Annotated in this window: 5 protein-coding genes and 1 pseudogene; all 6 read right to left on the minus strand. The window is 49.7% G+C overall.

Annotated features, from left to right (window positions below; translation table 11 throughout):
• Window positions 1-1,045: staphylopine family metallophore export MFS transporter CntE (gene cntE, locus GRP75_RS19495; protein WP_160790106.1), on the minus strand; the 1,045-nt coding region annotated here is incomplete at its 3' end.
• The gene (locus GRP75_RS19500) at window positions 1,042-1,905 is read right to left on the minus strand and encodes an ATP-binding cassette domain-containing protein (protein ID WP_160790107.1); all 864 of its coding nucleotides are present in this window, start codon (window positions 1,903-1,905) and stop codon (window positions 1,042-1,044) included. The genes cntE and GRP75_RS19500, both read right to left, overlap by 4 nt.
• A gap of 15 nt (window positions 1,906-1,920) precedes the next feature.
• The gene (locus GRP75_RS19505) at window positions 1,921-2,736 is read right to left on the minus strand and encodes an ABC transporter ATP-binding protein (RefSeq protein WP_160790108.1); all 816 of its coding nucleotides are present in this window, start codon (window positions 2,734-2,736) and stop codon (window positions 1,921-1,923) included.
• Complete coding sequence (gene nikC, locus GRP75_RS19510; protein ID WP_160790109.1) at window positions 2,699-3,580, minus strand: nickel transporter permease; 882 nt, start codon at window positions 3,578-3,580, stop codon at window positions 2,699-2,701. Before nikC ends, GRP75_RS19505 begins: the two co-directional genes overlap by 38 nt.
• A gap of 4 nt (window positions 3,581-3,584) precedes the next feature.
• On the minus strand, window positions 3,585-4,526 hold the full coding sequence (locus GRP75_RS19515; RefSeq protein ID WP_160790110.1) for an ABC transporter permease subunit: 942 nt from the start codon (window positions 4,524-4,526) through the stop codon (window positions 3,585-3,587).
• A gap of 19 nt (window positions 4,527-4,545) precedes the next feature.
• Window positions 4,546-4,742, minus strand: a pseudogene (locus GRP75_RS29895) (nickel ABC transporter substrate-binding protein); the annotation flags it as partial.

Below are 4,742 nucleotides of genomic sequence, written 5' to 3' on the forward strand. Positions count from 1 at the left end.
GACGTTCTTTTCCGAGTGTGATGCTCAGGTAAGCGGCAAGCACAGGATACACATTAGCTATGCCATAGCCGATCATCGCACCGCCCCCGTACAGCATCCATGCATTACCTGTTACTGGGGCAAAAGCTACAAGTGCCAGACCTATCGTGAGCGAAACCAACAGCATGCCGACATATACGGAATGCCAGTTCCCGTCCGAAGGCAGATTCTTACGGAAAGCAAATCTTGCTGTCACGATCACGCCCGATTGAATAGCAAAAAACACCCCCGCATTGCCGATTCCGGTCTGTATCACATACAAGGCAAGAAACGCCGTTACCGCGCCAAACCCAATCGTTGCGCTCATCATCACGAGGCTGCTTAGCATGAAGTGACGGTTCCAGAGCGTGGATCGTGCGCTTCTATCTATTTCATGCTTGGTTGTCGTTTGCTCCGCGGGACGCTTTGCCGCTTTGATGTGCTGCGTGGCTCTTCCTGTTCCATAGCCCGAGATGAGCGTCAATGCGCCCAAAACCAAAAGTCCTGCGTAAAATCCGTTCAGTCCAGCTTTTTCCCAGGCGATCCATCCCAGTGCAGGCATCATAACCGAGGGTAGCAAACCAAACAACAAGTATAGAGATAATCCCTGAGCACGGTCACGCTCGGGCAACAGGTCCATAACAGCCATTTGTACGGTCAACGAAAAGAATGCGGCGACAGCGCCTTGCAAACCCCGGACAATAATGTAAGAAACGTTGCCTTGCCATACAAACAATAGCAAAACTAACAGATGCCCCGCCAGAATAAAACGTAGAATGCGGGCAATCCCGAATCGTTCAACGACGATTCCCGCCCATGGTCGCAGCAGCATGCTAACTAGCAAATACATCCCCACGATCATACCGATCTTGTCGTTTCCATAGCCAATGCTTTGCGTATAGAGAGGCAATATCATCTGAACGAAGGCGTTAGCACTATAAAACAAAAAAGTGAGGGTATATAGGCGTAGCAACACGGGGGAAAATGCCCCGTTGCGAGCGTATGGCAAATCTTTGCTTCGATTCATGCCCAGGCGCCTTTACGCTGCCCTGCGTCAACATAGAAAGGCCTATCCTTCCGAATTGTACCCAACTCCGGATGTCCGGATAATGAGGCGTCTAACAACAGCTTAACTGCTGGTTCCCTGGATACCTTCATCTCGGCTATCGTCGAGAAGCTACCGCATAAGCTACCCTGATCTAATACAGTCCATCGGTCACATAGTGCAAAAGCAGCCTTCAGGTTGTGCGTGATGAATACGTAGGACACATCCCGTTGTTTCTTTAAATCGCGTAAAACATCGATAATATGTACCTGATTGGCAATATCCAAGCTGCTGACAGCTTCATCGAGCACGATAAAGCTGGGTCTGGAGATCATGGCGCGTGCAATGTTAATGCGCTGTAGTTGTCCACCGCTTAATTGTCTTGGCAGCTTGTTCATGGCACTTGCAGGTAGTCCGACGATGTCCAAAGCTTCGCCGATGCGGTAATCCTTTTCCCCATTCGTTAGTCGCTCGAAATTGTCCAAGGGCTCCCCGATGATTTGTGCTGCCGTCATCTTGGGATTTACCGAAGAATAACAATCCTGAAATACGGCCTGTACATGCTTCCGTAACTGTTTCTTCGTTCGATTGTCGCAAGCATACATATCCTTACCATCAACAAGTACTGAGCCCCGTTGAGGGCGCTGCAAGCCAAGCATGATTTTGCCGAGTGTACTCTTGCCTGCACCGCTCCCCCCCAACAAACCGATGCATTGTCCTGCCTCCAGCGTCATGGAGATATCCTTCACGACAGCTCCCTGCAACTTCTGTTTCGATTTCCACCAAGAGTTGTTCGCAGAATCATACGTGTGAGTGACGCCGGAAAGTTCTAGCAGTGCCATTATTCTTCCCTCCGTTCATTCATTCAACCGACTGCGTAGCAATTCTTGTGTATAGGAATGTTGTGGTCGATTGAATATGGATAATACGTCGTTATGTTCCACGATCCGTCCTTCATGCATCACGATGACCTCGTCTGCCATCTCTGCGATGACGTCAAGATCATGCGTAATAAGCAGGATGGCAACGTCCTGGTTCATCCGCAGTCTCTCTAGTTCCTCCAATACATGGTATTGATTAATGGTATCGAGGGCTGTGGTGGGCTCGTCCGCAATGACGATGGAGGGTGACAGACACATCGTTAGCGCAATCAACACGCGTTGCAGCATGCCTCCGCTAAGCTCGAACGGATATCGTTTGAGAAGTTCCGGCGGATCAGGCAGCCTTACACTTTCAAGTGCCTGCACAGCCAGTGCCAACGCATCCTTTTTACTACACCGGGCATGTGTGCGGATCGTTTCGACAAACTGGCTTCCAATGGTATGAACAGAAACCAGTGCATTCATTGGATCTTGAACAATATATCCAATATCATTTCCGCGAATGGTGCGTAACTGCTCTTCAGTCATGCCGTTCAGTTCATCACCTCTCAGTCTGATGCTGCCGTTTATGCGGATGGCAGGATCGAGTAGCTGAAGAATCGATCGGCAGGTTAGCGTTTTGCCGCTGCCACTCTGTCCTGCAAGACCTACGACGCGTCCAGGCTGCAACGAAAACGAAACATCATGCAGCAATCGTTGAGAAGCGCCGTCTTCGATCACATCGGCACAGACATTATGAAGTGCAAGCAATGGTTCAGGAGTTGCCGATCTGACGTGATGTTCTTCGAACATTGCGGGTGCTCCTCTCCTTCACTTTCTTTACGCCGAGCAGTTGGGAGAGCGACTCCCCCAGTACATTGAACGCGGTGACTACAAGTAAAATACACAATCCCGGATATAGCATTAGGGAAGGGTGTTCGCGCAAATAGCCGCGTCCTTCATTAATCATCGCTCCCCATTCCGCGGTAGGCGGCTGAATGCCGAGTCCCAGGAAGGAAAGAGCTGAAATATCCATGATGGCCCACCCCATCTCTAGCGTACCGATCACCACAATTTGCGGGAAAATATGCGGAAAAACGTGTCTTCTCAGGATCGCTAATCGGCTGGAACCGCAAATGAGGGCAGCCAGCAAATACGGCTCGGAACGCAGATGCAACACCAGACCCCGGGTCATACGTGCATAGTACACCCACTGTACCAGCAGCAGTGCAATAATGACCTGATATATCCCTGGTCCAAGCATACCAACGATGCCAAGCACAAGGACGAGGTTCGGAAATGCAAGCATGCCGTCGCAAATCCGCATTAATAGCTGATCCAGCCAACCGCCTACGTAACCGGATAACATGCCAATCGATACACCAACCAGCACAGATATGGAAAAGACACCCAACACCAGTCCAAACGTAATCCGGACACCATAGATGAGTCTGGACAACACATCCCTGCCCAAATGGTCGGTACCCAGTAAATGCTCAGCCGAGGATTGAACGAGCTTGTCAGCCATTCGTATCTGATTCGGATCATGGGGAGCTATCCATGGAGCAAAGATAGCTGTTACTGCGCAAACACACAAAAAGAACAGGCACAAGCCTACGACCAGCCGCTTGCCAAAAAACAAACTTTTCAATTTCATATTCCTACCTGCTCCTTTCTTGCAAGGAAAGCCTCGGATCAGCAGCCATGTGCAGAAGATCGGTTAGGAGACTTGTACATAAGTAAAGACAGGCAGCAAAAAAAACATAGCCCTGAATGACTGGTAAATCGCGGTTGAAAATGGATTCCACGAAAAACCGCCCCAAACCGGGCCAGGAGAATACTCGTTCTACCACAATCGTTCCCGTGATAAGCCTACCTAGATTCATACCGAATCCGGTAATGATGGGGAGGATGGCCAGTCGAACCACATGTCTGACCATGATGCTGCGCGACTTTAATCCTCGTGTATGCGCATAGTCCACGTAAGCCTGCTTCATCTGCTCCAGAATACTCTCGCGAAACAGTCGGGCATAGGTTGCCACAAGTGCCAAAGAGAGAGTCAATGATGGTAAAATCAAATGCTGCCATGTGCCCTTTCCTTCCACGGGAAGCAAGTCCCAGTGGAGGGCAAACAGATAGATCAGTAAGTAACCCAGCATGAATTGCGGTAAGGATGCGCCGATGTAGGAAAGAATGCGCACCGCATAATCTACCCACCGCCCGGCGTGTACGGCCGAGAGATACCCTAGTGTGACAACAGCTACGAAAGCGATCAACATACTGCTCCCCGTCAACTGCAACGTTGCGGGCAACCGTTGCCAAATCTCTCCCCAGACAGACTTGGAGGACAGGTACGACGTCCCGAGGTCTAGCTGTAGCATGCGAACAGCAGATTGCACGTACTGAGACATAAAGGGATCGTCCAGCCCCAGTTCTCCCCTCTTCTCCTGTAGCATTTGCTCGTTAGGCTTGATATGAGCTGCCGAGAAGTACGCCTCGGCCGGATCAACCGGAGAGAGCCTCATTAGCACAAAAGCTACGAAAGTGGCGAACAGCACGAGTGGAACCAGCGTCAGTACTCTTCTAAAAATATAACCTGCCATGAGTGGCCCTTCCTTTTCTTTATTTTAGGTGAATGCTATTAAATGGATGATCCCATCTGCTCTCCGGAAATGAAACGTTATCCAGTGTTTTCTGGTTTACGTTATATTGACGAATATAGGACAGGGGTATAATAACCGATTCTTCCTGAACTTTTTGTAAAATCTGATTATAAAGCTCTTGTCTCTGTTTCTCGTCAACGGAAGCCAGTACTTGCC

Source organism: Paenibacillus sp. OT2-17, assembly GCF_009827695.1.
Taxonomy (GTDB): domain Bacteria; phylum Bacillota; class Bacilli; order Paenibacillales; family Paenibacillaceae; genus Paenibacillus; species Paenibacillus polymyxa_B.